22 protein-coding genes and 5 tRNA genes are annotated in these 26,236 nt (G+C 44.5%); 26 read left to right on the top strand and 1 reads right to left on the bottom strand.

Features of this window, described 5'->3' with window-relative positions:
• Positions 1-69 precede the first annotated feature (69 nt).
• The 24 genes from hemC to rplL all read left to right on the top strand — a co-directional run bounded on the left by hemC (position 70) and on the right by rplL (position 17,377).
• A complete protein-coding gene (gene hemC, locus ACWM1W_RS14405; RefSeq protein WP_005232550.1) occupies positions 70-993 on the top strand; it encodes a hydroxymethylbilane synthase in 924 nt (307 codons plus the stop codon).
• Positions 993-1,760, top strand: a complete 768-nt coding sequence (locus ACWM1W_RS14400; protein ID WP_005232549.1) for a uroporphyrinogen-III synthase — start codon at positions 993-995, stop codon at positions 1,758-1,760. The genes hemC and ACWM1W_RS14400 overlap by 1 nt, the downstream gene beginning before the upstream one ends.
• 7 nt (positions 1,761-1,767) lie before the next feature.
• Entirely contained in the window at positions 1,768-2,607 is an 840-nt protein-coding gene (locus ACWM1W_RS14395) for a hypothetical protein (RefSeq protein ID WP_005232548.1), read from the top strand.
• A gap of 6 nt (positions 2,608-2,613) precedes the next feature.
• Positions 2,614-3,807 (top strand): hypothetical protein, encoded by a 1,194-nt coding sequence (locus ACWM1W_RS14390; protein WP_005232547.1) that lies wholly within the window; start codon positions 2,614-2,616, stop codon positions 3,805-3,807.
• A 7-nt stretch (positions 3,808-3,814) separates the two neighbouring features.
• Positions 3,815-4,240 carry an acyl-CoA thioesterase gene (locus ACWM1W_RS14385; protein WP_005232545.1) on the top strand — a complete coding sequence of 142 codons (426 nt, stop codon included), beginning with the start codon at positions 3,815-3,817 and terminating at the stop codon, positions 4,238-4,240.
• A gap of 153 nt (positions 4,241-4,393) precedes the next feature.
• The gene (locus ACWM1W_RS14380) at positions 4,394-4,720 is read left to right on the top strand and encodes an H-NS histone family protein (RefSeq protein WP_104426706.1); all 327 of its coding nucleotides are present in this window, start codon (positions 4,394-4,396) and stop codon (positions 4,718-4,720) included.
• Positions 4,721-4,906: 186 nt separating this feature from the next.
• A complete protein-coding gene (gspN, locus tag ACWM1W_RS14375) occupies positions 4,907-5,650 on the top strand; it encodes a type II secretion system protein N (RefSeq protein WP_005232542.1) in 744 nt (247 codons plus the stop codon).
• Positions 5,650-6,507, top strand: a complete 858-nt coding sequence (locus tag ACWM1W_RS14370) for a type II secretion system protein N (RefSeq protein WP_005232540.1) — start codon at positions 5,650-5,652, stop codon at positions 6,505-6,507. Before gspN ends, ACWM1W_RS14370 begins: the two co-directional genes overlap by 1 nt.
• A 38-nt stretch (positions 6,508-6,545) precedes the next feature.
• Positions 6,546-8,795 carry a type II secretion system secretin GspD gene (gene gspD / locus ACWM1W_RS14365; RefSeq protein WP_005232538.1) on the top strand — a complete coding sequence of 750 codons (2,250 nt, stop codon included), beginning with the start codon at positions 6,546-6,548 and terminating at the stop codon, positions 8,793-8,795.
• Positions 8,796-8,857: 62 nt separating this feature from the next.
• Entirely contained in the window at positions 8,858-9,517 is a 660-nt protein-coding gene (locus tag ACWM1W_RS14360; protein ID WP_005232536.1) for an FHA domain-containing protein, read from the top strand.
• 78 nt (positions 9,518-9,595) lie between these two features.
• The gene (gene gph / locus ACWM1W_RS14355; RefSeq protein ID WP_005232534.1) at positions 9,596-10,264 is read left to right on the top strand and encodes a phosphoglycolate phosphatase; all 669 of its coding nucleotides are present in this window, start codon (positions 9,596-9,598) and stop codon (positions 10,262-10,264) included.
• Between the two features lie 108 nt (positions 10,265-10,372).
• Positions 10,373-11,866 carry an anthranilate synthase component I gene (gene trpE / locus ACWM1W_RS14350; RefSeq protein ID WP_005232532.1) on the top strand — a complete coding sequence of 498 codons (1,494 nt, stop codon included), beginning with the start codon at positions 10,373-10,375 and terminating at the stop codon, positions 11,864-11,866.
• Between the two features lie 98 nt (positions 11,867-11,964).
• Positions 11,965-12,040, top strand: a tRNA-Thr gene (locus tag ACWM1W_RS14345).
• A gap of 56 nt (positions 12,041-12,096) precedes the next feature.
• Positions 12,097-12,180, top strand: a tRNA-Tyr gene (locus ACWM1W_RS14340).
• A 36-nt stretch (positions 12,181-12,216) separates the two neighbouring features.
• Positions 12,217-12,292 (top strand) — tRNA-Gly (locus ACWM1W_RS14335).
• Between the two features lie 21 nt (positions 12,293-12,313).
• A tRNA-Thr gene (locus tag ACWM1W_RS14330) sits at positions 12,314-12,388 on the top strand.
• Positions 12,389-12,539: 151 nt separating this feature from the next.
• Positions 12,540-13,730, top strand: a complete 1,191-nt coding sequence (gene tuf, locus ACWM1W_RS14325) for an elongation factor Tu (protein WP_004781663.1) — start codon at positions 12,540-12,542, stop codon at positions 13,728-13,730.
• Between the two features lie 46 nt (positions 13,731-13,776).
• Positions 13,777-13,852: transfer RNA gene (locus tag ACWM1W_RS14320), tRNA-Trp, on the top strand.
• A 76-nt stretch (positions 13,853-13,928) separates the two neighbouring features.
• Entirely contained in the window at positions 13,929-14,369 is a 441-nt protein-coding gene (secE, locus tag ACWM1W_RS14315) for a preprotein translocase subunit SecE (RefSeq protein WP_125279593.1), read from the top strand.
• 7 nt (positions 14,370-14,376) lie between these two features.
• Entirely contained in the window at positions 14,377-14,910 is a 534-nt protein-coding gene (gene nusG / locus ACWM1W_RS14310; RefSeq protein ID WP_005232530.1) for a transcription termination/antitermination protein NusG, read from the top strand.
• A 117-nt stretch (positions 14,911-15,027) separates the two neighbouring features.
• Positions 15,028-15,456, top strand: coding sequence for a 50S ribosomal protein L11 (gene rplK / locus ACWM1W_RS14305; RefSeq protein ID WP_004781668.1), 429 nt, complete (start codon positions 15,028-15,030; stop codon positions 15,454-15,456).
• Between the two features lie 3 nt (positions 15,457-15,459).
• Entirely contained in the window at positions 15,460-16,155 is a 696-nt protein-coding gene (rplA, locus tag ACWM1W_RS14300) for a 50S ribosomal protein L1 (RefSeq protein WP_004781669.1), read from the top strand.
• A gap of 298 nt (positions 16,156-16,453) precedes the next feature.
• Positions 16,454-16,960: a 50S ribosomal protein L10 gene (rplJ, locus tag ACWM1W_RS14295; RefSeq protein ID WP_004781671.1), complete on the top strand. Its 507-nt coding sequence runs from the start codon at positions 16,454-16,456 to the stop codon at positions 16,958-16,960.
• Between the two features lie 48 nt (positions 16,961-17,008).
• Entirely contained in the window at positions 17,009-17,377 is a 369-nt protein-coding gene (rplL, locus tag ACWM1W_RS14290) for a 50S ribosomal protein L7/L12 (RefSeq protein WP_004781672.1), read from the top strand.
• A gap of 62 nt (positions 17,378-17,439) precedes the next feature.
• Here the strand turns inward: rplL and ACWM1W_RS14285 are convergent, their stop codons facing one another.
• Positions 17,440-17,691 carry a hypothetical protein gene (locus ACWM1W_RS14285; protein WP_034170979.1) on the bottom strand — a complete coding sequence of 84 codons (252 nt, stop codon included), beginning with the start codon at positions 17,689-17,691 and terminating at the stop codon, positions 17,440-17,442.
• Here ACWM1W_RS14285 and rpoB point away from each other — a divergent pair.
• A complete protein-coding gene (gene rpoB / locus ACWM1W_RS14280) occupies positions 17,685-21,773 on the top strand; it encodes a DNA-directed RNA polymerase subunit beta (protein ID WP_004781674.1) in 4,089 nt (1,362 codons plus the stop codon). The two genes, ACWM1W_RS14285 and rpoB, sit on opposite strands and share 7 nt — an antisense overlap.
• 144 nt (positions 21,774-21,917) lie before the next feature.
• On the top strand, positions 21,918-26,117 hold the full coding sequence (gene rpoC / locus ACWM1W_RS14275) for a DNA-directed RNA polymerase subunit beta' (protein WP_448765241.1): 4,200 nt from the start codon (positions 21,918-21,920) through the stop codon (positions 26,115-26,117).
• Positions 26,118-26,236: the final 119 nt, after the last annotated feature.

Genomic DNA, 26,236 nt, shown 5'->3' with positions numbered 1-26,236 from the left:
TTCGCTTGCATTTTCAAGTGAGCAGGTTAAGTTTAGACTATTATTCTCATTGACTGTTTATTGAAATTTATGAAGACCCTAAAAATTGCTACTCGACAAAGTCCACTTGCGCTCTGGCAGGCGGAACATATCCGTGCACGCTTACAGGACCTGCATGCTGGACTTCAGGTCGAGTTAGTCACTTTTGTTACACAGGGCGATAAAATTCTTGATACGCCATTGGCTAAAATTGGCGGTAAGGGCTTATTTGTAAAAGAATTAGAAGCAGCCTTACTAGATGGCCGTGCCGATCTGGCAGTCCATTCAATGAAAGATGTCCCGATGGCCTTGCCTGAAGGCTTATCTTTGGCAGTTATCTGTGAACGTGAAGATCCACTGGATGCTTTTGTCTCAAATACTTATGCCAGTTTCGACGAATTGCCTCAAGGTGCCAAAGTCGGAACTTCGAGCTTGCGCCGTAAAACGCAGATTTTAAAACAGCGTCCGGACCTTGAGATTATCGATTTACGCGGTAATGTCGGTACACGCTTATCCAAACTGGATGCAGGTCAGTATGATGCAATTATTTTAGCCAGTGCCGGTTTAAAACGCTTGGGCCTTGCAGATCGTATTCGTCATAGTATTGTGCCTGAAGTAAGTTTACCCGCAGTAGGACAGGGTGCATTGGGCCTGGAATGCCGGAGTGGAGATCAAGCGGTATTAGATTTAATCCAGCCTCTATTACATGCAGAAACTGATGCGTGTGTCCGTGCCGAACGTGCCTTTAATGCCTATCTGGAAGGTGGCTGTCAGGTGCCAATCGCAGGCTATGCCACTTTAAACGAAGGTGTCATTTCGATTGAAGGCCGGGTCGGTAGTGTAGATGGCGCAACTTTGCTACGTGCACAGCAAAGCGGAAACATGGCAGATGCAGAGCAATTGGGCGTGCAGCTGGCCAAAGCTTTGCTAGATCAGGGCGCAGGCGAGTTATTGAAAGCCCTTTATTCAAAATAATGTTGTTCATTAATACCCGTCCGAGTGATCGTGCTGCAAATTTAACGCAAGCCCTACAGACAGCGCAGATTCCGGTGATAGAGTTGCCCTTGCTAGAACTGGTACAGCAGCCTTATAAGGATGAGCTGGCCAGTTTGTTTAGGCGGCTACCCCAAGCAAAACTGATTGTCGTCGTGAGTCCGAACGCTGCCCAGATTGGCATGCAATATTTGCAGCAGGCAGGTCTATCATTGCATGATCTTGGAAGTATCCAGTGGGTCGCTGTAGGTAAAGCTACCGAGCAGGCTTTAGCAAGCTACGGTATCCAGAGTTATGTGCCTGATGTGGAGACTTCGGAAGGGATGCTGCAATTGCCTGTACTGCAGCAGTTAGCTACCGGATCAACCGTCGCTTTTTGGCGAGGTGAGGGTGGGCGTCAGTTTATGATGCAGCATTTAAAGGATCAGCAAATTCATATATTGAATTTCATTTTATATGATCGTCAGTGTCCGCCAGTTGCTTCTAAGATATTAGCTAAACATTTGACGAGTCTTGAAGCTAATCCTTGTTATGCAGTCTTGGTCAGCAGTGAAGCGAGCTGGCTTAACTGGCTAGCCTTGATGCAGCCTTATCCGCATCTCATCAATCGGGCATTGTATTTGGTTTTAGGGCCACGTTTGGCTGCCATGCTTGGGGAATATCAACAGCAACATCAGGCTGGTTTTCAATTCGCTCAGTTAGAGGACTTAAGCGGATCGACGATTTTGCAGCAGCTACTGATGTACTAGGAAACGCATGAAAAAATTATTCATTGTTTTTTTCATCTTGAGCTTGGCGTGGATTGCCAAGCTGAGCTATGACCTGTTTGGTTTGAATTCAGCACAGACTGAATTGACCCAGAATTTTAAGCAGCTGCAACAGCAGAATACCAATCTGAATGATCAGCTAGTGGCTTTAAAACGTCAGGTTGCTACGAGCCAAGCAGCAAACCCTGAAACACCGAACAAGGGGACAGTTCAGGATACTCCTGTAGCTGATTTGCAGGATGATCTGCCTTTGGTCGAGCAATATCTGGATCTGGTTGAGTTTGCCTTGCAGCAGCAACAATATGCAATGGCTATGGAAAAGTTGAATCAATTATCCAATCAGCTTGAACATCTAGAACTGGCACCTGCTCTTCTGGGTAGCCTGAATCAGGCGATTGACAAGGATCGAGAAGTCCTTAAGCAGTTCATCAACAATCGTTTAGTACAACAGAATAAATTAAAAGAATTACTGCAACAGATTGATGTTGAGATGGAAAAGGAAATCCAGGTGCAGCATCAGCACCGCGCTACATCCCAAAGCTCATTCTGGCAGCGCTGGATTCAGATTGAATCAGTCGAGAAGCCGAGTGCAGTCTTAATGCAGCGTAATCTGGTCTTAAAAGAAGCTCAGCTGCGTTTACTGATTGCAGAAAATAGTGTGCAACAAGGACAACAGGTAGCTTTCCAGCAAGCCCTGAAAAGTGTGATCGAGGTATTGGCTCAACTTCCAGATGTGCAAAGCAAACAATGGATTCAACGACTGGAGCAAATTAAGGCAGCACCTCAGACGCCTACTCCTCAGCTCAATACGCGTACCCTGATCGGTTAATTGCTTATGAAACAGATTTTACTTGCTTATTTACTGGTTGGTTTGTTGGGCTTAGCGATCTTGAGTGTACTGAGCTATGGTTATGGTGCGGGCTATGTGTATTTGTACTGGCGCGAACTACAGATCCAGACCACTTTCTGGTTTCTGGTGGGCCTACTCATCGCAATCAGCTTCCTGATGCATATGCTGTGGTATGCGACCAAACGTTATCTCAGCTTTAAACGGCGTAAACATGAAACGGTATTCAGCTTTGCACGCCTGCATCCTTATGAGCAGTTAGCTGTGGTTTGGTTATTAAATGCTGCACAGGATCAACGGGATTTTATCCAGCAGTCTTTTAATCAGTCGGGATTGCTCAAGCATATTATTGATGCCCGATTATCTTGGGGACAGCAACAATATAGCGAAGCATTGAGTAGTTTAAATCAGTCCAATCCTATGGCATTTGAACTGGCAGAATTACAGCGAATTGAAATCTATTTATCGCAGCAGGATGGTCAGCAGGCATTAACGCATTTAGAATTTTTAAATCAGCATGAGTTATCCCCTTGGTTAAGACGAGTCAAAACCGCTTATGAGCAGCGTTTAAATGCTTTATGGGGGCAATTTGCCTTACAGTTTCCCTGGTTATATTTACGTTCAACCAAATATGGACATTTAGACCAAGAAGTAAAAAAAATATGGCTGCAGCAATTATTAATAGCTTATGACCAGGCCACTGAAGATGATTTAGAATATTTAAAACAACGTTATCTGGATTTAAAACAGGACATATTTAACCGTGACTATGAAGTCAAGCTATTATGGTTGAAACTGTTATTTAGAATACCGGAAATGAGTGTTGAGCATGAAAGCCTTGCTAAACATTTACTGGAACTCCAATTTAATCAGGATGTATTTTATTTATGGTTCCAGCAGCAGTTATTAAAGCAGTTTCCAGATTATGCAGATATTGAGCAGCAGATCTCAGTTTGGGGTGCAAAATATACTGCACTGCCTATATTAAGTTTTGCCAAATGGCATATTCTGCAGGCAACTGGCCGGGTAGAAGAAGCTCAGCAATTGCTGGATCTCTATCCAGATGACATCCGCATGAGCTATTTGAGAATTAAATCTGTATTGCAGGGAAGAGAGGATTTAATACAGCAGTTAAATGCCGTATTTGAATCGAATGTTAATTTTATCGAAATCAGAATTTGAGGAAATAATGTCAGAATTACAACAATATCCGGTGATTTATTCGCAAACTGTTGCATGGGGAGACATGGATGCGTTTGGGCATGTTAATAATGCCACGTATTACCGTTATATAGAAAGTGCCCGTTTGGCTTATTTGGGTAAATTAAATATTTTTGATGAAGATATTTTAACAGTGGTGGCTTCGAATCAATGCCGTTATTTAAAACCTGTAGTTTACCCAGATCAATTAAAAGTGGCGGCACGAATTGATGAAATTCGGAATAGTGCAGTCAGAATGCATTATTTATTATGGAGTGAACAGCAGCAAAGTATCGTGGCTACTTCAGAAGCAGTAATTGTATGTTTAAATAAAAATATGCAGAAAACTGAAATACCTGAAAATATTCGAGAAAAAATAAAATCGCTGGAATTAACTGTACAACATGCCATTTAATATTAGTGTTTCATCTCTAATTTAATGATTAATTTTGTAATGACCTTTAAGTTTATTGTTATACATTTAAAATTTTATATTGAATATTACACTTAATATAAATATGATGGGTCCGTTATTTATTAAAAGAAATAATGCTATTTATTGGAGAACATGATGCCAGACATTACAAATTTATCAGTTGAAGAGTTAAAACGTTTACAAGCAGAAGCTGAGTCTTTAATTGCTTTGAAAAAAGATCAGGAAATTGAAGATGCTTATCATCAGGTATTGGAGATTGCCGATAAGGTAGGCTTAACGATTGAACAGCTTCTTGAATTTGGTGCTTCTAAACGTAAAAAAACTGCACGTAAGTCTGTAGAGCCACGTTATCGCAGTAAAAGCAATCCGGAAGACACCTGGACTGGTCGCGGTAAACAGCCACGCTGGTTAGTTGCTGAATTAGAGAAGGGCGCAAAACTGGAAGATTTTGTAATCTAATCCTTCTGCCTTATTATTCATCATCAGGTTATTTACAAACGGCCTGTGATTGATCAGCCAAGCACATCCTGCTTGGTTTTTTTATGCCTATGAATTGGCGTCAGAGAAAAAGTGTGCATAATGTGATTATAAAATGACAAAACTATAAATTTAGGGGTTTCGATTGGATAGGTTGGTCGTGGCGGGATGAGCAATAAGCCGAAAACATTAAAATGGTTGATATTTGCAATTCTAGCCTTTTTTGTCTTTGTAATTCTGCAAGTTCCTGCAGCTTGGTTAATTTCAAAATTTTATAAGAATAATCAGGTCTTACATAATGTTAGCGGGAATATCTGGCAGGGAAGTGCGGACTGGAAAAAAGGTAATCTTCAGGGAAGTCTGAACTGGCAGGTTCGTCCTTTGGACCTGTTGTTGCTGAGATTAGGGGCGAATATTGATCTGCATAGCGGTAATACCCAGTTTTCGGGTGTGATGGGCTATGGTCTGAATAAAACTTTAACCGTCAAAAATCTTGAGGGACAACTTGCACCTGAAACTTTAAAGAAGATAGCTGACTGGCAATGGCCAACCAACCCGATTCAGTTTAAAGAACTTGATTTTAAATATAAAAAAGAGCAAGGCTTTAGCCATGTAGATGGCCAGATGCAGTGGAGCGGTGGTGAGCTCATTTACACGTTTGCCCAGCGTCAGGAGCGTATGAATGTGCCAGTTCTGAGTGGTCAGCTATCCGATGAGAATGGTCAGTTGCTGCTGGACGTGCGCGACAATCGCGATCAACGTATGTTGAGTATTAAACTGGATCCAAGCCTGATGCTGGATATTCAACTGACACAGCGCTTTTTACTCAATACCCCTTCTTATACCGGTAAAGCTGGACTGGATACTTATGTGATTAGTACCCGTCAGCCTTTAATGGGGGGCTTCAACTGATGGCAAGCCCACTTGATTATTTTAAAAATATTGATTTGAAACAGACAGAGCGTATCGCTCCAATTTTACTGTTTCTGCTGATTCTGTATTTATGCTGGAAATTGGCTGCTTTATTCTGGCTTCTGGTGGCTCCACCACAAGCGATGCAGATTGATCAGGTAGAACTGGGGTCACAACAGGCTCAAGTGCCGAACATTAGTGCCTTTTCACTATTTCAGGAAAATACTTACGCAACGAATACTGCTGAAACTGCCAATATTGTCTTGCAGGGGGTTGTGGTAGCGAGCCCAAGCTATAACTCTTCAGCAGTCTTGAAAATTAATGACCAGTCTGACCGTTATCGGGTCGGAGAAGTATTAGGGAATAGCGGTTTTACGCTGGCTGAAGTGTATTGGGACCGGGTGATTTTGCGTAAATCAAGCGGTGCTACCCAAGAAATCCTGTTTAAAGGGTTGGAAAATGGTTTAAACCAGCCAATCGTGCCGGATACCTCAGCAGCATCTTCAAATTCGATGCCTCCGACACATACGGAAAGTGATATGCCCGAACAACCTTCGCCACAGAGTGAAATCAATCGAGCCATCCAGCAGATGCAGGAAAATAAGGACCAGTATTTACAGAATATGGGGGTAAGTGCAGCAGAGGGTGGTTATGAAGTCACTTCACGGACACCGGCTGCACTGCGTAATCGCTTGGGATTAAGACCGGGAGACCGGATTTTGTCTTTGAATGGTCAGACCCTGTCACAAGGACAAACCGAAGCACAGTTACTGGAACAGGCTCGACGTGAAGGTCAGGTCAAACTCGAAATAAAACGTGGTGATCAGGTGATGACCATACAACAGGATTTGAAGTGATGTGTCATCACGCATAGGGTTAGGAAACACAAAAGTTTATGGCTTTATTTAATAATAATCGATCAGCATGGGCATTCTGTGTGGCCGCACCATTGGTTGCTATGGTCAGTACGGCAAGTTATGCGCAAACCTGGAAAATCAATCTTCGGGATGCAGACTTAACCGCATTCATTAATGAAGTGGCGGATATTACCGGTAAAAATTTTGCGGTAGATCCCCGGGTTCGAGGCAATGTCACGGTCATTTCCAACAAGCCACTGAATAAAAATGAAGTTTATGACCTGTTTTTAGGGGTCTTGAATGTCAATGGTGTAGTGGCCATCCCTTCAGGAAATACCATCAAATTGGTTCCAGATAGTAATGTCAAAAGCTCCGGGATTCCTTATGATGCACGTCATCGTGCGACTGGTGACCAGATTGTCACACGTGTGATCTGGCTGGAAAATACCAATCCGAATGACCTGATTCCGGCCCTGCGTCCATTGATGCCACAGTTTGCTCATTTGGCTGCTGTTCCAGGTACCAATGCACTGATTGTGTCGGACAGGGCGACCAATATCTATCAGCTGGAAACCATCATCCGTAATCTGGATGGCACGGGTCAGAATGATATTGAAGCCATTAGTCTGCAATCCAGCCAGGCCGAAGAAATGATCGAGCTGATTGACTCTATGGCAGCAACTGGTGCAGCTAAAGATTTGCGTGGTTCGCGGGTGCGGGTCATGGCAGATGTGCGTACTAACCGGATTCTGATTAAGGGTGATCCGGCGACACGCAAGCGCATTCGTCAGATTATTGAAACGCTGGATGTGCCTGCAGCAGACCGTCTGGGTGGCTTAAAAGTCTTCCGTTTGAAATATGCCAGTGCCAAGAATCTTTCGGAAATTTTGCAGGGATTAGTGACAGGGCAAGCAGTCAATACTGGTTTAGATAATTCTTCTTCTAGTTCGTCTTCATATAATCCGACTAATAACCTGAATAACAACAGTACTACTAACTCAAACAGCTCAACCGCATCCAATATTCAGCTCAATACTGGCATGAAAACCGAGCAAGGCGGGATTAGCAGCTTTAATGCCAATGGCGTCAGTATTATTGCGGATGCCACGCAGAATTCTCTGGTGGTTAAAGCAGACCCGCAACTGATGCGTGAAATCGAATCTGCCATTGATCAGTTAGATGTACGCCGTCAACAGGTTCTGATTGAAGCTGCAATTATTGAAGTAGAAGGGACAGATGCGGATCAGTTGGGTGTGCAATGGGCCCTGGGTGATATCAGCAGCGGAATTGGTCTGATCAATTTTGATAATTTTGGCACCAGCCTGAAAAATATTGCAGCGGGTTATCTTACTGGCGGTGGTACGGGTGCAGCGAGTACCGTAGGCGCAGGCAGTTCGCTAGTGATTGGTGATTATCGTGAAGGCAGTGATGGTTCACGCCGTTTATACGGCGCGATGATTCAGGCCTTAAAAGAAACCACCAAGTCTAATCTGCTGTCTACACCGTCGATTGTGACCATGGACAATGAAGAGGCTTACATCGTTGTCGGTGAAAATGTACCCTTTGTGACAGGTTCAGTTTCTACAGGAGCCGCAGGTGTTGCTAATCCTTATACCACCATTGAGCGTAAAGATGTCGGCGTAACCTTAAAAGTCGTGCCGCACATTGGTGAAGATGGTACGGTACGTCTGGAAGTTGAACAGGAAGTTTCAGATGTAAAAGCCAATAAGGGTCAAGCGCAAGATCTGGTCACTAGCAAACGTGCGATCAAAACCTCGATTCTGGCAGAACATGGACAAACGATCGTATTAGGTGGCTTGATTTCGGACAATACCAGTTATGGACGCCAGGCAGTACCAGGTCTGGGAGCAATTCCAGGGGTGGGACGTTTGTTTCGCTCAGAAGGTAAGTCTAATCAGAAACGTAACTTATTGATCTTTATCCATCCAACGATTGTGGGAGATAGAAATGAAGTGCGTAAACTGACGCAGCAACGTTATGGTCAACTCTATAGCCTGCAATTGGCACTCGATTCAGACGGTAATTTTGCCAAGCTACCGGAAAGTGTTGAAGATGTGTATCAACAGCGTATTCCAGTTTCCAAGACACCACTGACGAATTCGTCCTACCAGAATGTTCCGAGTGCGCCAACGCCGTCAGCCTCAGTAGTGGCTACACCGGTAGCAATTGAGCCGGGGATTCAGCGACAAGTGGTAGAGCAGCCAGTCCAGCAGGTTGAAAAAAGTAGAAATACCGTTACAACAACCACACTTAGACCCAAAAGCTAGACCATTCGCATTTGCATACAGCATGTTATGATAATGTCAAAGAGAATAGAGAAGTAGATTTCATGATTTGGAAAATACAGGCAATTACCGACGATTTGACCGGACAGGAAATAGCGATTGACCGTGACATGCTGGTGGGGCGTCATCAGGCGGCTGATATTGTGCTGCAGGCTGCGGAAATCTCGCGTAAGCATGCTGCTTTTCTACTGAAAGACGATGCACTGTGGGTACAGGATCTAGGCTCATCTAATGGCACTTTCGTGAATGACTTGCGTATTGAGCAGGAAACGCGATTAAAACAAGACGATGTAGTCCAGTTTGCCAGCTTGAAATTTCTGGTTTTTGAACCTGTAGCGCCTGTTGAAGTGGCGCCAGAAGTTGAAGAAACAGCAGAGCAAGTGGTTGAAGAAATCGAAACGGTTGAGAAAACCCCTGCCCAGCAGATGAATGATCAGGGTATTCCAGAATTGAGAGAGCGTGGTGCTTCAGTCAACTTGACCCGTGATGGTATGCCGACCAATGTAGGTATCCCAAAACCTGCGCCTATTGCTGAGGGTGTAGACCTGAGCTCAGTTAAGCCAGAACCAGCCCCAATTCCGGTGGAACAGCCTGTTTCTCGTGTAGAGCAGGAAAAAGAAGCACAGAAAAATGCATCTATTGGACTGATTTCACTGATCGTTCTGATTATTTTGGCGATTATCGCTTGGGTGTTGTTTAAATAAGCCCATGATTGGTTACAATCGAGGCATGCATCACGCATGCCTTTTTTATGGCTGCAAATAAACAAAATGAGGGTCAGGATGTCAATTGCACAACTAGAACAACGTAAGCTGATTTTATTCGATCTGGATGGCACCTTGGTGGATTCAGCCCATGATCTGTATCGGGCCATGAATATGAGCCTGAATGTCTTGCAGCTACCACTGGTGACTGAGGAACAGGTACGGGTCTGGATCGGTAAAGGAACGTCCAAGTTCTGTGAAAGTGTACTCCAACATCTGGTGGGAGAAGTATTACCTGCCCAGCATCAGGAATTACTTACGACGTTCCTGGAAATTTATAATGCCGATCCTTGTGTAGATACCAAGCCATTTGATGGAATTATCGAGTTTCTGGAATGGGGTAAGGCTAATGACAAAAAACTGATCTGTGTGACCAATAAACCAGAAGAACCGGCACGCAGTATTCTGGATATCCTCGAAATGGCGAAATACTTTGATGACACCATTGCTGGTGATCGCTTTGCCGAGCGTAAGCCAGATCCGCGTCAGTTGTTGCATTGTGTGGAACATTATGGTGTGACCAAAGATCAGGTGCTGATGATTGGTGATTCGGTCAATGACATTGAAGCTGCGCGCCGTGCGGGTATAGATTGTATTGTAGTCAGCTATGGCTATAATCATGGTGAAAATATAGCAGACTGTGATCCTCAAGAAATTGTCGATGATCTACGTGAGTTGCTTGCTTAAATAAGGTACGAAGGAAATAAGATGAATAGTTGTAAGGTTTTTCGATGGCGTCGCTCAGTCCAATTCCATTTTCATACTGAGTAACTCCAATTTAAAGAGAAAAACCGAATGACAACGTCAGCTCAATTCCAGCAACTTGCATCTCAAGGCTACAACCTGATTCCTGTATACCGTCAGCGTCTAGCCGATACAGATACTCCTTTATCTATCTTTGCCCGTCTGAAACAACACCAACAGGCTTATCTGTTCGAATCTGTGGAAGGGGGAGAGAACTGGGCGCGCTATTCAATTATCGGTTTGGGTGAATCTACTGTGTTTTCCTGCAATGCAGGTGAACTCACAGTTCAGCATCCAGATGGCTCGATTGAAAAGCAGCATTGCAGCGATCCTTTCCAATATATTCGTGATTTCCAGAAGCAGTTTAAGGTGCCAACCCAGGCAGAGCTGCCAAGTCTGCCAAGCTTCACCGGTGGTCTTGTCGGTTATTTTGGTTATGACTCAGTACGTTATATCGAACCTAAGCTAAAAAATGTGCCTGAAGCCGATCCTGTAGGCTTGCCAGATATCTGGATGATGCTGTCCAAAACCGTCATCGTATTTGATAACCTGAAAGATACTCTGTTCCTGATTGTACATGCCGATGCAACGGATCCGGCAGCTTATGACAAAGCACAGCAGCAGCTGGATGAGCTGGAAAATATTCTGGCCACACCGGTAAGCCTGAAAGCAGAAAAACATACAGCACCGCATTTTGAGTCTTTAACTGGACATGACAACTTTATTGCCTCCATTGAAAAGGTAAAAGAGTACATTCGTGCCGGAGATGTGATGCAGGTCGTGCCAGGTCATCGTATGGTTTCTGATTTCGATGGTGAGCCTTTACAGGTCTATCGCGCATTACGTCACCTTAATCCATCGCCTTATTTGTTCCTGGTACAAGGGCAGACCCTAGAAAACAATACGCCGTTCCATATTGTGGGTTCTTCGCCTGAAATTCTTTCTCGTCTGGAAAATGGCATTGCGACTGTTCGTCCACTGGCGGGTACGCGTCCACGTGGCAAGACCAAAGAAGAAGATCTGGCACTGGAAAAAGATTTGCTGTCTGATGAAAAAGAAATTGCCGAGCACTTAATGCTGATTGACTTGGGCCGAAATGATGTCGGTCGTGTATCCAAAATCGGTAAAGTACAAGTCACTGATCAAATGGTGATCGAACGTTACTCGCATGTGATGCACATTGTGTCGAATGTACAAGGTGAAGTACGTGATGATGTCGATGCACTGGATGTTTTTAAGGCAACTTTCCCTGCGGGAACACTTTCTGGTGCGCCAAAAATTCGTGCCATGGAAATTATTGACGAAGTTGAGCCAGTAAAACGCGGAATTTTTGGCGGCGCTGTCGGTTATTTAGGCTGGCATGGTGAAATGGATATGTCGATTGCCATTCGTACCTGCGTGATTCGTGAAAATAAGGTCTATGTTCAGGCGGGAGCAGGGCTGGTTGCGGACTCAAATCCTGAGTCAGAATGGAATGAAACCCAAATAAAAGCTCGCGCAGTGATCAAAGCGGTTGAATTATCATCAAACGGATTGATTTTGTGAGTTTTTGGCGTTTTTTTTGAAAAAAACACTTGCACGGATTCTAAGTTTTGCTAAACTGCACACCGTTCCGATACGAAACGTACGAAACACTAGGAAACGCCGGCATAGCTCAGTTGGTAGAGCAACTGACTTGTAATCAGTAGGTCCACAGTTCGAATCCGTGTGCCGGCACCATCTTAGAGAGTTTGGAATGCGAAGTAAAGAACGACACTGATGTAAGTGTAAAAAATGGTGAGGTTCCCGAGCGGTCAAAGGGGGCGGACTGTAACTCCGCTACGAAAGTTTCGAAGGTTCGAATCCTTCCCTCACCACCAATTTTAAGACTTCAAAGTGGTAAGTACCAACATCGTGCGGGAGTAGCTCAGTTGGTAGAGCGGCAGCCTTCCAAGCTGCATGTCGCGAGTTCGATCCTCGTCTCCCGCTCCATTGTTTGAAGTACTAATATTTGCTCTTATAGCTCAGTGGTAGAGCACTCCCTTGGTAAGGGAGAGGTCTCGAGTTCAAATCTCGATAAGAGCTCCAGATTACAGTTTGGCAACGTGGTTGCAAAAATATTTCAAAAGCAGGCTATTTAGTCTGCTTTTCAAGTATTTGGTGTTTGGTTTTTTTTAAACGATATGTCGGAGCTGGGTTTTACTCAGAATTGTGTTCGACGTAAACGAGGAAGATTAACATGGCTAAGGCTAAGTTTGAACGTAATAAGCCACACGTTAACGTGGGCACAATCGGTCACGTTGACCATGGTAAAACAACTTTAACAGCTGCGATTGCAACTGTATGTGCTAAAAAATTCGGTGGTGAAGCGAAAGACTACGCTGCAATCGACTCTGCACCAGAAGAAAAAGCACGTGGTATTACAATTAATACTTCACACGTAGAATACGATTCTCCAACTCGTCACTACGCTCACGTAGACTGCCCGGGCCACGCCGATTATGTTAAAAACATGATTACTGGTGCTGCTCAGATGGACGGCGCGATCCTTGTATGTGCTGCGACTGACGGTCCAATGCCACAAACTCGTGAACACATCCTGCTTTCTCGTCAGGTAGGTGTACCTTACATCGTTGTATTCTTGAATAAATGCGACCTTGTAGACGACGAAGAGCTTCTTGAGCTGGTTGAAATGGAAGTTCGTGAACTTCTTTCTACTTACGACTTCCCAGGTGATGACACTCCTGTAATCCGTGGTTCAGCACTTGCTGCACTTAACGGTGAAGCTGGTCAATACGGTGAAGACGCAGTTGTAGCTCTTGTTGAAGCGCTTGACTCTTACATCCCAGAACCAGAACGTGCAATCGACCAAGCATTCTTGATGCCAATCGAAGACGTATTCTCAATTTCTGGTCGTGGTACAGTTGTAACTGGCCGTGTTGAAACTGGTATCATCAAAGTTGGTGAAGAAGTTGAAATCGTGGGTATCAAAGACACAGTTAAGACTACTGTAACTGGCGTTGAAATGTTCCGTAAACTTCTTGATGAAGGTCGTGCTGGTGAGAACTGTGGTATCTTGCTTCGTGGTACTAAACGTGAAGACGTACAACGTGGTCAAGTACTTGCTAAACCAGGTTCTATCAAACCGCACACTAAATTCGATGCAGAAGTATACGTACTTTCTAAAGACGAAGGTGGTCGTCACACTCCATTCCTTAACGGTTACCGTCCACAGTTCTACTTCCGTACAACTGACGTAACTGGCGCGATTTCTTTGAAAGAAGGCGTTGAAATGGTTATGCCTGGTGACAACGTAGAAATGTCAGTAGAACTAATCCACCCAATCGCAATGGACCCAGGTCTACGTTTTGCGATCCGTGAAGGTGGTCGTACAGTTGGTGCTGGTGTAGTTGCTAAAGTAACTGCATAATCATAGAATAGAAAATAAGCTGGAGTTTCGGCTCCAGTTTATCTACAGGCCAGTAGTTCAATTGGTAGAGCGTCGGTCTCCAAAACCGAATGTTGGGGGTTCGAGTCCCTCCTGGCCTGCCAAGTTTTTTTCAAAAGACGCTTGATGTCGGCAAAACTGGTCATATAATAAGTCGCGAAACCTACGACGAGTACAAAAATGTCGAATGATAAATCACGCGACGCATTAAGCGAAGCGGCAATTCCTCAAAGAAATAATCCTGCTGTAGATGTAAGTTCTAGTTCTCCATTAGACATTGTTCTATGGGTTATCGCCTTGATTTTATTGGTCGGTGCTATGATGGTAAACCAATACTTACCTGCATACTGGGCGCCTGCGAATGATATTTGGGTGCGCGTTGGGGTAATTTTGGCTTGTATCGTTGTGGCATTCGGTTTATTATACGCCACCCATCAAGGCAAAGGCTTTGTTCGTCTTCTTAAGGATGCACGAATCGAGTTACGTCGAGTGACCTGGCCTACCAAACAAGAGACTATGACCACATCTTGGCAAGTCCTTGCTGTTGTAGTGATAGCAGCCATTGTTCTATGGTGCTTTGACTATGTTTTAGGCTGGTTAATGAAGTTTATTATCGGGTAAGAGAGCTATGAAACGTTGGTACATTATTCATGCCTATTCAGGTTATGAAAAACAAGTGATGCGTTCGCTTAATGATCGAATCCAGCGTAGCGCTGTTGCCGATAGCTTTGGTGAAGTCCTTGTTCCTACCGAAGAAGTGGTAGAAATGAAGGATGGCAAGAAGCGTAAATCAGAGCGTAAGTTCTTTCCTGGCTATGTATTAGTTGAAATGGAAATGAACGATGACACTTGGCATATTGTTAAAGAATGTCCAAAAGTGCTTGGCTTTATTGGTGGTACGGCTGAAAAACCGGCTCCAATTACGCAAAAAGAAGCTGATGCAATCCTTGCACGTGTACGCAATACTGGTGAAGCACCGCGTCCTAAGACCATGTTTGAACCAGGCGAAGAATTACTCGTAATTGACGGTCCATTCACTGACTTTAAAGGTGTGGTGGAAGAAGTGCTTTACGACAAGTCGCGCTTAACGCTGACGATTAATGTATTTAACCGACCAACTCAGGTTGAACTGGAATTTCGCCAAGTCGAAAAAACAGTTTAATTTGTTCGGGTTGAAAACGCCTGATTTGCGTGCAAATCAGGCATTGTTGTTGTAACGGTATCGTTACTTGAAATCATTGGGGAGCCTAGCGGCGTTTGCACCCAGAGGTAATTTGAAATGGCTAAGAAGATTGACGGCTATATCAAGCTGCAAGTTCCAGCTGGTAAAGCGAATCCATCTCCACCGATTGGTCCTGCACTAGGTCAACGTGGTGTTAACATCATGGCATTCTGTAAAGAATTCAATGCTGCTACACAAAAAGTTGAAGCTGGTCTGCCAATTCCAGTCGTGATCACTGTGTACAACGACAAGTCGTTCACATTTATCATGAAAACTCCACCTGCTGCTGTTCTTCTTAAGAAAGCTGCTGGTATCCAAAAGGGTTCTTCTGTACCTAACAAAACTAAAGTTGGTAAGTTGACTCGTGCTCAATTGGAAGAAATCGCGACTACTAAAGAACCAGATTTAACTGGTGCTGATTTAGACGCGCGTGTACGTACCATCGCTGGTTCTGCACGTTCTATGGGCTTGGAAGTGGAGCTATAAGACATGGCAAAGTTAACTAAACGTCAAAAAGCCATTGCTGCTGCTGTAGAAGCACAGAAAGTTTACACTTTAGAAGAAGCTGTAGAAGTTCTTACTAGCCTTCCAGCTGCGAAATTCAAAGAATCTTTGGACATCGCTGTAAACCTGGGTGTTGACCCTCGTAAATCTGATCAGGTTGTTCGTGGCGCGACTACTCTTCCTGCAGGTACTGGTAAAACTGTACGCGTAGCTGTATTTGCTCAAGGCGCTGCTGCTGAAGCTGCGAAAGAAGCTGGTGCAGACGTTGTTGGTTTCGACGATCTTGCTGAAAGCATCCAAGGCGGAAACCTTGACTTCGACGTAGTGATTGCTGCTCCTGATGCAATGCGCGTTGTTGGTAAACTGGGTACGATTCTTGGTCCACGTGGCTTAATGCCAAACCCTAAAGTGGGTACTGTAACTCCTGACGTTGCGACTGCAGTTAAAAATGCAAAAGCTGGTCAAGCACGTTACCGTGTAGACAAAGCGGGTATTATCCACGCTGCGATCGGTCAAGTAGGTTTCTCTGCTGAAGCTGTTCGTCAAAACGTTGAAGCTCTTGTAGCTGACCTTAAGAAAGCAAAACCTGCTACTTCTAAAGGTGTTTACATCCAAAAGATCACTCTAAGCTCTACTATGGGTCCTGGTCTGATCGTTGATGTAGCAAACGTTTCTAAATAAGTTTTAAACTTATACAGAATTTTAAAGCCCTGAGTAAAAATCAAAGCGCTGCTTTGATTTTTACGCAAGAAACGCTCCGTCTCTTGCGAACTTAGGCAGACTTTGAATTGATAAATGTAAATTTATCAGCGTCAAAGACCTCAGGCGAGGGGAGTTTTATGCTTCTTTCTTAATATTCCAGCCTGCGTAGACGCGGTGGTGTGATTTGTTCATCCTCCGCGTGTGATTTCAGAGATGAATTCACGAATTGGGAGTGTGCTTGTATCAGGCACATAAATCACCGTTAGGAGGTTTTACAATGGCTCTTCTTATTGAAGGCAAAAAACAGATCGTAGCTGAAGTAAGTGAAATTGCTTCTACTGCATTTGCCGCTGTTGTTGCTGACTACCAAGGTTTAACAGTTGAGCAATTAACTGCTCTTCGTGTTGAAGCTCGTAAACTAGGTGTTAAAACACGTATCGTGCGTAACACTCTGGCTAAACGCGCTCTTCAAGATACTCAATTCAATATCTTGAACGACAGCCTTGTTGGCCCAACAATCTTAGCTTTCTCGACTTCTGAAGACGACATGGGTGCAGCTGCACGCTTGTTCGAAGAATTCGCAAAAACTAACAAAGCATTCGAACTTAAAGCTGCTGCATTTGATGGCAAAGTTTACGAAGGTGCTGAAGTTAGCGTAATTGCGAACCTTCCGAACCAAGAAAAAGCGCTTACTATGCTTGCAAACGTTCTTCAAGCTCCTATTTCGAAATTGGGTCGCCTTATTACTGCGCTCAAAGAGAAAAACGAGTCAGAAGCAGCTTAAGCTTAAATTTATTTCCACACCATTCAATTTCCATTTGGAGTTATTCTCATGGCTTTAACTAACGAAGAAATCCTAAACGCAGTTGCAGAAAAAACTGTTCTTGAACTTGTTGAACTAATCTCTGCTTTCGAAGAGAAATTCAACGTATCTGCTGCTGCTGTTGCTGTTGCTGCTGCTCCTGGCGCTGCTGCTGCTGCTGAAGAACAATCAGAATTCAACGTTGAGTTGACTTCTTTCGGTGCTAACAAAGTTGCTGTAATTAAAGCAGTTCGTGAAGCTACTGGTCTTGGCTTGAAAGAAGCTAAAGACATGGTTGAAGGCGCACCTACAGTTCTTAAAGAAGGCGTTTCTAAAGAAGAAGGCGAAGAGCTTAAGAAAAAACTTGAAGAAGCTGGTGCTACAGTTACTCTTAAGTAATTTCTTAAAGGAGCCGGTTTTTTATAATCGGCTCCAAAAATTGGCTGATGGCTCTTGGGTCATCAGCCTTTTTGCGTTACAATAATCGGCTCGATTTTTGTTTGCATGATATAAAATTCATACAAATTAAAAATAAACATAATGAACAAACGCTTACCAATATTTTTCATTAAAAAAATATTGTTAAGCGTTTTAATACCACTAAAAATTGCAGCATTTGTAAAGAGTGGTGGCCATATCGGCCAGCGTAATTCCTTCTGAGCCCGTTCTGCAGGCGGGCTTGGTTTACACTTTCCGAGGACTCCAGATGGCATACTCATATACCGAAAAGAAACGGATCCGTAAGAATTTTGGTAAATTGCCTAGCGTCATGGATGCTCCGTACCTGCTCGCGATTCAAGTCGACTCGTACAGAACATTCTTACAAGATGGCAAATCACCAAAAAACCGCGAAGATATCGGTCTCCAAGCCGCATTTCGTTCAGTTTTTCCTATTGAAAGTTATTCTGGCAATGCTGCTTTAGAATTCGTTGAGTATAGTCTTGGTAAGCCTGAGTTTGATGTACGCGAATGTATCCTTCGTGGCTCAACTTATGCAGCACCAATGCGCGTAAAAATTCGTTTGATCCTGAAAGATCGCGAAACTAAATCAATCAAAGACGTACGTGAACAAGAAGTCTACATGGGCGAAATGCCGCTTATGACAGACAACGGTACTTTCGTGATTAACGGTACCGAGCGTGTAATCGTATCGCAATTGCACCGTTCACCGGGCGTATTCTTTGACCACGATAAAGGCAAGACTCACTCAAGCGGTAAAGTCCTTTATTCAGCTCGTATCATTCCTTACCGTGGTTCATGGTTAGACTTTGAATTCGATGCCAAAGACCTGGTCTACGTACGTATTGACCGTCGTCGTAAATTGCTTGCGACTGTAGTGCTTCGTGCGTTGGGTTATGCCAACGAACAAATTCTCGACATGTTCTACGAGAAAGTACCTGTGTATCTGGACATGGGTAGCTACCAGATTGACCTTGTTCCAGAGCGCCTGCGCGGCGAAATGGCGCAATTCGATATTGCTGACAAAGACGGCAAAGTCATTGTTGAACAAGGTAAACGTATTAACGCACGTCATGTACGTCAAATGGAAGCATCTGGTCTTGAGAAGCTTTCTGTTCCTGATGAGTACCTGTACGAACGTATCACTGCTGAAGACATCCCACTGAAAGATGGTGATGTGATTGCAGCCAATACTGTTCTAAGCCATGAAATCATGGTGAAAATTGCAGAAGGCGGTGTGAAACAGTTCAATATCCTGTTCACTAACGATATTGACCGTGGTCCGTTCATTGCGGATACATTACGTGCTGATACCACAGTAAGCCGTGATGAAGCGCTTGTAGAAATCTACAAAGTCATGCGTCCAGGTGAGCCACCAACAAAAGAAGCTGCTGAAAATCTGTTCAACAACCTGTTCTTCTCTTCTGAGCGTTATGACCTGTCTCCAGTGGGTCGTATGAAGTTCAACCGTCGTTTGGGTCGTCCTTACGAAGTGGGTACTGACCAGAAGTCACGCGAAGTTGAAGGCATTCTCTCGAACGAAGATATCACTGATGTATTAAAAACATTAGTAGAAATCCGTAACGGTAAAGGTGAAGTCGACGATATCGACCACTTGGGTAACCGTCGTGTTCGTTCTGTGGGTGAAATGACCGAGAACCAATTCCGTGTAGGTCTGGTTCGCGTAGAGCGTGCGGTTAAAGAACGTCTGTCTCAAGCTGAAACGGATAACCTGTCTCCGCAAGACCTGATCAATGCGAAGCCAGTAGCTGCTGCAATCAAAGAATTCTTTGGTTCAAGCCAGTTGTCTCAGTTCATGGACCAAAACAACCCGTTGTCTGAAATTACACACAAACGTCGTGTATCAGCACTGGGGCCTGGTGGTTTGACTCGTGAACGTGCGGGCTTCGAAGTACGTGACGTACATCAAACTCATTACGGTCGTGTATGTCCAATTGAGACTCCTGAGGGTCCAAACATTGGTTTGATCAACTCGCTGTCTGTTTATGCGAAATGTAACAACTTCGGTTTCCTAGAAACTCCATACCGTAAAGTGGTTGATGGTCGCGTAACTGATGACGTTGAATACCTGTCTGCGATTGAAGAAGTAGGTACTGTGATTGCACAGGCCGACTCTGCAGTAGATAAAGATGGCAACCTGTCTGAAGAATTCGTTTCTGTACGTCACCAAGGTGAATTCGTACGTATGCCTCCTGAAAAAGTGACGCATATGGACGTATCTGCTCAGCAGGTTGTATCTGTAGCAGCATCACTAATTCCGTTCCTTGAGCACGATGACGCCAACCGTGCATTGATGGGTTCGAACATGCAACGTCAGGCTGTTCCTACGTTAATTGCTGATAAACCACTGGTTGGTACCGGTATGGAAGCGAACGTAGCACATGACTCTGGTGTATGTGTAATCGCGAAACGTGGTGGTCGTATTGAATTTGTTGACGCTTCGCGTGTTGTAATTCGTGTCAACGAAGACGAAATGGTTGCAGGCGAAGCAGGTGTAGATATCTATAACCTGATCAAATACACACGTTCTAACCAGAACACTTGTATCAACCAGAAAGTTCTTGTGAACCTGGGCGATAAAGTAGGTCGTGGTGACGTTCTGGCTGACGGTCCATCAACTGATGGCGGTGAGCTTGCGCTTGGTCAAAACATGCGTGTAGCGTTCATGACCTGGAATGGTTACAACTACGAAGACTCGATCTTATTATCTGAGCGTGTTCTTCAAGAAGACCGTTTAACGTCTATTCACATCCAGGAACTTTCATGTGTTGCACGTGATACCAAATTGGGTGCTGAAGAAATTACTGCCGATATTCCGAACGTGGGTGAAGCAGCGCTTTCTAAACTGGACGAATCAGGTATCGTTTACATCGGTGCTGAAGTGACTGCGGGTGACATCCTGGTAGGTAAGGTAACGCCTAAAGGTGAAACTCAGTTAACTCCTGAAGAAAAACTGCTTCGTGCAATCTTCGGTGAAAAAGCGGCTGACGTAAAAGATTCTTCTTTACGTGTTCCATCGGGTACTAAAGGTACTGTGATCGACGTTCAAGTGTTTACACGTGACGGTCTTGAAAAAGACGAACGTGCTCAAGCAATTGAAAAAGCTCAGCTTGATGCTTACCGTAAAGACTTGAAAGAAGAGTACAAAATCTTCGAAGAAGCAGCACGTGAACGTATTGTACGTCTGTTGAAAGGTCAAGAATCTAACGGTGGCGGTACTACTAAACGCGGTGACAAACTGTCTGAAGAACTGTTATCTGGTTTAGAGCTTGTTGATCTGCTTGATATCCAACCAAGTGATGAAGCAATTGCTGAACGTTTAACTCAAATTCAAGTGTTCCTGAAAGAGAAGAGTCTTGAAATTGATGAGAAATTTGCTGAGAAAAAACGCAAACTTTCTACAGGTGACGAACTGACAACTGGCGTATTGAAAGTTGTTAAGGTTTACCTGGCAGTTAAACGTCGTATCCAGCCTGGTGATAAGATGGCGGGTCGTCACGGGAACAAGGGTGTAGTTTCTAACATCCTGCCTGTTGAGGACATGCCGCACGATGCCAATGGTGTACCAGTAGATATCGTACTGAACCCGCTCGGTGTACCATCACGTATGAACGTGGGTCAGATTCTGGAAACTCACTTGGGTATGGCTGCTAAAGGTCTTGGCGATCAAATCGACAAGATGCTGAAAGAACAGCGTACAGTTCTTGAACTGCGTGATTTCCTAGACAAGATTTATAATAAGGTTGGCGGTCAGCAAGAAGATCTTGACAGCCTGACTGATGAAGAAATCTTGAAACTGTCTGGTAACCTGCGTAAAGGTGTTCCTCTGGCAACTCCAGTATTTGACGGTGCTGAAGAAGGTCAGATCAAAGAATTACTTGAGCTTGCTGGCTTGTCACGTACGGGTCAAACCGTATTGTATGATGGCCGTACTGGTGAACGTTTCGACCGTCCTGTAACTGTAGGTTACATGTACATGCTGAAGCTGAACCACTTGGTTGACGACAAGATGCATGCGCGTTCTACTGGTTCTTACTCTCTAGTAACGCAACAGCCGCTGGGTGGTAAAGCACAATTCGGTGGTCAGCGTTTCGGTGAGATGGAAGTCTGGGCACTGGAAGCATACGGTGCAGCATATACGCTTCAAGAAATGCTTACTGTGAAGTCGGATGACGTTGAAGGCCGTACCCGTATCTATAAGAACATTGTAGATGGTAACCATTATATGGACCCAGGTATGCCTGAATCGTTCAACGTATTGACCAAAGAGATCCGTTCTTTAGGTATCAACATTGAACTGAAAAATGGTGACTAATTAATCCCCCCGGCCCCCTTTTTCAAAGGGGGAGTTCCTTTCTTTAGTAAAGAGGGGTTAGGGGAGATTCCAAATTTCAGTTAAAAAACAATATTTGTGACCCAGTCGGGAAGTGAAAATCTCCCCGACACACGGAGAAAAAAATTGAAAGACTTGCTCGATATCATGCGCAAAAAGACGGATTCCGACGGTCATGCTCCAGTAGAGTTTGATCGCATCCGTATTGGTCTTGCGTCACCAGAAATGATTAAGTCGTGGTCTCATGGTGAAGTTAAAAAGCCAGAAACCATTAACTACCGTACGTTCAAACCAGAACGTGACGGTTTATTCTGTGCCAAAATCTTTGGTCCAGTAAAAGATTACGAATGCTTGTGTGGTAAATACAAGCGTATGAAATACAAAGGCGTCATTTGTGAAAAATGTGGCGTTGAAGTAACAACTGCGAAAGTTCGTCGTGAGCGTATGGGTCACATCGAGCTTGCGTCTCCAGTTGCGCACATCTGGTTCCTGAAATCACTGCCTAGCCGTATCGGTCTTTTATTAGACATGACGCTACGTGATATCGAACGCGTATTGTATTTCGAATCTTATGTTGTCACTGACCCAGGTATGACTCCATTTGAGAAATACCAACTTCTTAACGATGAAGAATATTTCAATGCGTTAGAAGAACACGGTGACGAATTCACCGCGAAAATGGGTGCAGAAGCAGTTCAAGACTTGCTTAAAGATATCGATCTTGAAGCTGAAATTGCGCGTCTACGTGAAGAAATTCCAAATACAACTTCAGAAACTAAGCTTAAAAAAGCCTCTAAGCGTCTGAAATTGATGGAAGCATTTAACGATTCGAACAACAAGCCAGAATGGATGGTGATGAACGTACTTCCAGTACTTCCACCAGATCTTCGTCCGCTTGTACCACTTGAAGGTGGTCGTTTCGCGACTTCTGACCTGAACGACCTTTACCGTCGTGTGATCAACCGTAACAACCGTTTAAAACGTCTTCTTGATCTTGCGGCTCCAGACATCATCGTACGTAACGAAAAACGTATGTTGCAGGAATCTGTAGATGCATTGCTGGATAACGGTCGTCGTGGTCGTGCGATTACTGGTTCTAACAAACGTCCGCTTAAATCTTTGGCAGATATGATCAAAGGTAAACAAGGTCGTTTCCGTCAAAACTTATTGGGTAAACGTGTCGATTACTCTGGTCGTTCGGTAATTACCGTAGGTCCAAGCCTGCGTTTACACCAATGTGGTCTTCCTAAGAAAATGGCGCTTGAACTGTTCAAGCCATTCATCTTTGCGAAACTGCAAGCATCTGGTCAGGCTACAACCATTAAAGCTGCGAAGAAAATGGTTGAGCGTGAAACTCCAGAAGTTTGGGACGTTCTAGCATCAGTCATTCGTCAGCATCCAGTGATGTTGAACCGTGCGCCGACGCTTCACCGTCTAGGTCTTCAAGCATTTGAACCTATCCTGATTGAAGGTAAAGCGATCCGTCTTCACCCACTCGTATGTGCTGCGTTCAACGCCGACTTCGATGGTGACCAAATGGCGGTACACGTACCATTAACACTTGAAGCTCAGTTAGAAGCTCGTGCGTTAATGATGTCGACCAACAACATTCTGTCTCCAGCGAACGGTGAGCCAATCATCGTACCGTCTCAGGACGTTGTCTTGGGTCTTTACTACATCACTCGTGATGCGGTAAATGCCAAAGGTGAAGGCATGGTGTTCGCAGATACTGACGAAGTAAACCGTGCGCTTGCGACTGGTCAGGTGGATATGCACGCTCGCGTGAAAGCACGTGTACACCAAACCGTGATCAACGAAAACGGCGAACGTGAACAGCAAACGATTATCGTAGATACGACTCCTGGTCGCTGTCTGCTTTGGGAAGTTGTGCCTGAAGGTATGGACTTCCAGCAGATTAACGTTGAGATGACCAAAAAGAACATCTCTAAGTTAATCAACTCTTGCTACCGTAAACTGGGTCTGAAAGACACTGTTATCTTCGCTGACCAATTGATGTACCTTGGCTTCCGTCAAGCGACTCGTTCTGGTGTTTCTGTTGGTATGGAAGACATGGTCATTCCACCACAAAAACAAGCGATTATCGGGAAAGCAGAAGCTGAAGTTCGTGAAATCGAACAACAGTTCGAACAAGGTTTCGTAACTGCCGGCGAACGTTATAACAAAGTGGTCGATATCTGGGCGCGTACTAACGACCAGGTAGCGAAAGCGATGATGGACAACTTGTCATTCACGACTGTTAAGAACAAACAGGGTGAAGACGAGAAACAGAAATCATTCAACAGCATTTACATGATGTCTGACTCTGGTGCCCGTGGTTCCGCAGCTCAGATTCGTCAGTTGGCTGGTATGCGTGGTCTGATGGCGAAACCGGATGGTTCGATCATTGAGACTCCAATTAAAGCGAACTTCCGTGAAGGTTTGACAGTACTTCAGTACTTCATTTCAACACACGGTGCGCGTAAAGGTTTGGCCGATACAGCACTGAAAACAGCGAACTCTGGTTACCTGACTCGTCGTCTAGTAGACGTTGCGCAAGACTTGGTCATCACTGAGCCGGATTGTGGTACGTTGTCTGGTCTTGTCATGACTCCGTTCATTCAAGGCGGTGACGTGATCGAGAACCTGGGTACTCGAGTACTAGGTCGTGTAGTAGCTGAAGATGTGAAACGTGCGGGTACTGAAGAAGTTATTCTGCCGCGTAACACATTGATCGACGAAAAACTTGCAAACTACCTGGAAGAGCAAGGTGTCGACGAAGTTAAAGTACGTTCAGTGGTATCTTGTGAATCTACTTTCGGTGTTTGTGCGAAATGTTATGGTCGTGACCTTGCACGCGGTCACTTGGTAAACCCAGGTGAATCTGTGGGTGTTATGGCTGCTCAGTCAATTGGTGAGCCGGGTACACAGTTAACCATGCGTACGTTCCACGTAGGTGGTGCTGCGAGCCGAACTTCTGCTGCAAACAGCGTACAAGTTCGTAATAAAGGTACTGTACGTTTCCACAACGTGAAAACTGTACAACATGCCAAAGGTCACTTGGTATCAACTTCACGTTCAGGTGAAATCGGTATTGCAGATGACTTAGGTCGTGAACGTGAACGTTACAAACTGCCATACGGTGCGTCTATCTTGCTGAAAGATAGCGAAGCTGTAGAAGCAGGCGGTATCGTAGCGACTTGGGATCCGCATACACATCCACTTGTAACAGAAGTAGCTGGTAAAGTTCGCTTCAGCCAAATCGCTGATGGTGTAACTGCAACATCGAAAACTGATGATGCAACTGGTATGACCACTGTTGAAATCTTGCCTGTAACAGCACGTCCTGCTTCTGGTAAAGATTTACGTCCAGCTGTTGTGCTTGACACAGTAGATGGCGGCGAACAGTTCTACTTCTTGCCACAAAACACCATTCTTTCTGTCCGTGATGGCGAAACTATTGGTGTGGGTGACGTAATTGGTCGTGTACCACAAGAATCTTCACGTACTCGTGATATTACCGGTGGTCTGCCACGTGTTGCTGACTTGTTCGAAGCGCGTAAACCGAAAGAACACGCAATCCTTGCAGAAGTGTCAGGTGTTGTAAGCTTCGGTAAAGAGACCAAAGGTAAAAACCGTCTGGTGATTACTCCGGATGATGGTTCTGAGATCTACGAAGAACTGATTCCGAAATGGCGTACCATTAACGTGTTCGAAGGTGAACATGTGAACCGTGGTGAAACCATTTCTGATGGTCCACAGAACCCGCATGACATCTTACGTCTGAAAGGTGAAGTGGCGTTGACCAACTACATCGTGAACGAAGTTCAGGACGTTTACCGTCTGCAAGGTGTAAAAATCAACGACAAGCATATTGAAGTGATCGTACGTCAGATGCTGCGTAAAGTGGACATCACTGACGGTGGCGATACAAGCTTCATCAAAGGTGAACAAGTGGATTACATCCGTGTAATGCAAGAGAACCAAGCTGTTCTTGCGCAGAACAAGTTCCCTGCGAAGTTTGAACGTCAATTGATGGGTATTACCAAAGCCTCGCTTTCTACTGACTCGTTCATCTCTGCTGCATCGTTCCAGGAAACCACTCGTGTGTTAACTGAAGCGGCTGTAACAGGTAAAGAAGATGATCTACGCGGTCTGAAAGAAAACGTAGTTGTAGGTCGTCTGATCCCAGCGGGTACAGGTCTGGCTTACCACTTAGAGCGTCGTCGTCAAGAAGCAGAAGCTGCAGAATTTGAACTGCACAATGACTTCTCTGATGTAGACCAAGCGTTGAGCCAAGCATTCAGCGATGAATTTAACGGTCTGTAATTAGCCGCTAAATCATTTTAAAAAGCCACCTTCGGGTGGCTTTTTTATTTCCCAAATTATTCATATTTATATCGCTAGAAAAGGTCAAATGATCTGGAAGTTACTTATCCTAAATATAG

The organism is Acinetobacter sp. TW_SC_4 (assembly GCF_054861205.1).
This window is presented reverse-complemented; position numbering and strand designations above follow the sequence as displayed.

Bases quoted from the DNA above. Each gene is read 5' to 3' on its own strand.
- hemC (WP_005232550.1), top strand. From the start codon at position 70: ATGAAGACCCTAAAAATTGCTACTCGACAAAGTCCACTTGCGCTCTGG.
- ACWM1W_RS14400 (WP_005232549.1), top strand. From the start codon at position 993: ATGTTGTTCATTAATACCCGTCCGAGTGATCGTGCTGCAAATTTAACG.
- ACWM1W_RS14395 (WP_005232548.1), top strand. From the start codon at position 1,768: ATGAAAAAATTATTCATTGTTTTTTTCATCTTGAGCTTGGCGTGGATT.
- ACWM1W_RS14390 (WP_005232547.1), top strand. From the start codon at position 2,614: ATGAAACAGATTTTACTTGCTTATTTACTGGTTGGTTTGTTGGGCTTA.
- ACWM1W_RS14385 (WP_005232545.1), top strand. From the start codon at position 3,815: ATGTCAGAATTACAACAATATCCGGTGATTTATTCGCAAACTGTTGCA.
- ACWM1W_RS14380 (WP_104426706.1), top strand. From the start codon at position 4,394: ATGATGCCAGACATTACAAATTTATCAGTTGAAGAGTTAAAACGTTTA.
- gspN (WP_005232542.1), top strand. From the start codon at position 4,907: ATGAGCAATAAGCCGAAAACATTAAAATGGTTGATATTTGCAATTCTA.
- ACWM1W_RS14370 (WP_005232540.1), top strand. From the start codon at position 5,650: ATGGCAAGCCCACTTGATTATTTTAAAAATATTGATTTGAAACAGACA.
- gspD (WP_005232538.1), top strand. From the start codon at position 6,546: ATGGCTTTATTTAATAATAATCGATCAGCATGGGCATTCTGTGTGGCC.
- ACWM1W_RS14360 (WP_005232536.1), top strand. From the start codon at position 8,858: ATGATTTGGAAAATACAGGCAATTACCGACGATTTGACCGGACAGGAA.
- gph (WP_005232534.1), top strand. From the start codon at position 9,596: ATGTCAATTGCACAACTAGAACAACGTAAGCTGATTTTATTCGATCTG.
- trpE (WP_005232532.1), top strand. From the start codon at position 10,373: ATGACAACGTCAGCTCAATTCCAGCAACTTGCATCTCAAGGCTACAAC.
- tuf (WP_004781663.1), top strand. From the start codon at position 12,540: ATGGCTAAGGCTAAGTTTGAACGTAATAAGCCACACGTTAACGTGGGC.
- secE (WP_125279593.1), top strand. From the start codon at position 13,929: ATGTCGAATGATAAATCACGCGACGCATTAAGCGAAGCGGCAATTCCT.
- nusG (WP_005232530.1), top strand. From the start codon at position 14,377: ATGAAACGTTGGTACATTATTCATGCCTATTCAGGTTATGAAAAACAA.
- rplK (WP_004781668.1), top strand. From the start codon at position 15,028: ATGGCTAAGAAGATTGACGGCTATATCAAGCTGCAAGTTCCAGCTGGT.
- rplA (WP_004781669.1), top strand. From the start codon at position 15,460: ATGGCAAAGTTAACTAAACGTCAAAAAGCCATTGCTGCTGCTGTAGAA.
- rplJ (WP_004781671.1), top strand. From the start codon at position 16,454: ATGGCTCTTCTTATTGAAGGCAAAAAACAGATCGTAGCTGAAGTAAGT.
- rplL (WP_004781672.1), top strand. From the start codon at position 17,009: ATGGCTTTAACTAACGAAGAAATCCTAAACGCAGTTGCAGAAAAAACT.
- rpoB (WP_004781674.1), top strand. From the start codon at position 17,685: ATGGCATACTCATATACCGAAAAGAAACGGATCCGTAAGAATTTTGGT.
- ACWM1W_RS14285 (WP_034170979.1), bottom strand. From the start codon at position 17,691: ATGCCATCTGGAGTCCTCGGAAAGTGTAAACCAAGCCCGCCTGCAGAA.